Source organism: Butyrivibrio sp. (assembly GCF_024699075.1).
Genome location: NZ_JAILQF010000428.1, coordinates 1 through 2,103, shown reverse-complemented (window position 1 = coordinate 2,103; position 2,103 = coordinate 1). Strand labels below are relative to the sequence as shown.

Here is a 2,103-nt window from a genome sequence, read left to right as displayed (position 1 = left end):
GTCCCTTGAGGATTCCCTTACCGATTATAAAGTAGCAGTTAGTATCGCCCCAGTCATTTAAAGGATATAAAAATGAAGATTTTGAGCATACGGTTATAGCTACTATAGCTGCTAGTAAGCAGTAAAGTGCAGTAGAGTTTACTTTTGATATATATTTTTTCACGACAATCATCCACCCCTGGAATAATTATGATCATTATTAGATAATGCTGTGAAGCTTCCCATGAGTAAAGTCACGAGTGTGCGGCGGTTACTCATCAAAATTATATTTTTTCATTGGTCTAATGTGTAAGTTCAATCTACCGGATTTTCTTTGATGTATTCTTCAAGAATTTCTGCGGCATCGCCGATAATCTCAGCGCATGGGCGCTTTTTATAATATTCGTTAGTACGAGCTTCGGGAGTTGGAACGTCATGACGAACACTAAGTCCTAACATTTCACGGCAAACTATAGTACCATGCTTTTCTTCAAATCTCTTGGCAAGCTCCTGGATTCTTGCGTAGTGGTCAGCTTTGACTTCACCGGTTTCAGGACCTGAGTATCCGTATAAAAAGCCAACAACCATGAACATGCCACTAACTGAACCACATACTTCGCGAAGTCTTCCCATTCCGCCTCCAAAGGATGAAGCCATCTTGGATAAGAGGTCCTTGTCTACTGGGAGCATATCTACGAAAGCCAGTATTATTGACTGTGAACAGTTATAGCCTTTTTTAAAGTTATCCATTGCAATTTCTCTACGTGTCATAAAATAATCCTCAATCTACTAATTCCCTATCTTTTAAAGGTGATGGAGATGCTTGAATAATCATATAATATCCATTAGCTAAAGGTGATGGAGATGCTTGAATAATCATATAATTTCTATTATCTAAAGGTAATGGTGCTATGCTAAATTATCTAAATAATATCATATAAAGATAAGGGGAGTTCTTGTTAAATACTTATAAAACATGCATTTAGAATGCCTTGCAGCATTTAAAAACCTTATTACTATAGCACTTTTTGAGCGATAGTGCCATAGAATGATTGTAATAGGAATTGACGTGATAATTTGATTTGGCTGCTGTGATTTGATGGCATGATACGTAATTTGGCTGCTGTGATTTTTGAGATTTCCCACACAAATGCTGGAAAAGGGCACTTTCGTGGGATAAAATAAGCTAAAATTCATGAAATTCTTCAAAAAGTTCCTACGAAAACCAATAAAATGTCCATTTTCGTGGGAGGGAAATTTGAAAAACAGCTTAAAATGGCCAATTTTTTCCTACGAAAAGCGTTAAAATAGCACCTTTCGTAGGATGACTGATAAGACAGATAATAGATAAAAACAAATCATATTAAAATCTAATTATTCTTCGCTTGAGACTTTTGCAATAATATAATTCATATTATACTTCTTTATAAGGCAAAGCCAAATAATATAGGCAAAGCCAAATAATATAGGCAAAGCCAAATAATATAGGCAAGGCCAAATAATGAAGCTGTATCTGGACAGGAAGTCATAGATATTGTAGAAAATTGGGATGAAATAGAGTTCTCCATTGATGTGGATATACCATACTGAGAAGATATAGATACAAATGCACAATATGAAGCAGTCTTTGTAATGTATCAGTCCCCAACTGATCCAAGTGATAAGGGTATTGACTATCTTAAATTTCAGCCAGTGGAAGAGAACTGAAGAGAGTAACTAAATTCTGGAGAATATTATGTCTAATAAAATCAGGGCAAGACTAATAACAATAATAATATCTGTATTCATGATTACTTCATGTGGAAGTGCGTCACAAAAAGCAGAAGACGAAGCTGTATCACAGGATAGTATATCTTCAGAAGATGCTTCAGATAGAACATCCTCTGAAGAAGATGCAGATAATGTATCCTCTGAAGATGATGCAGACAGTTCATCATCAGAAAGCGATATATACTATAACAAGGAAAAAGATTCAGATGATAATGAAGATGCTCTTGTTATTACCTGCTTTAAGGCTGGCGCAGCTGATGCTTTTGTTCTTGAATCTGACAATTATGTAGTCATGATAGACACAGGCCTTGATAAAAATAAGGATAAGATCGTGGAATTTCTTGATGAGCAGGG

The 2,103-nt window shown here is 35.6% G+C and carries 2 protein-coding genes; one reads left to right on the top strand and one right to left on the bottom strand.

The annotated features are described in order from the left end of the window. Positions 1–294: 294 nt before the first annotated feature. A complete protein-coding gene (locus K6G87_RS17035) occupies positions 295–750 on the bottom strand; it encodes a C-GCAxxG-C-C family protein (RefSeq protein WP_296839920.1) in 456 nt (151 codons plus the stop codon). 964 nt (positions 751–1,714) lie between these two features. Between K6G87_RS17035 and K6G87_RS17030 the strand changes: the two genes are divergently transcribed. Then, the coding region (locus K6G87_RS17030) for a hypothetical protein (protein ID WP_296839917.1) at positions 1,715–2,103 on the top strand (389 nt) is incomplete at its 3' end.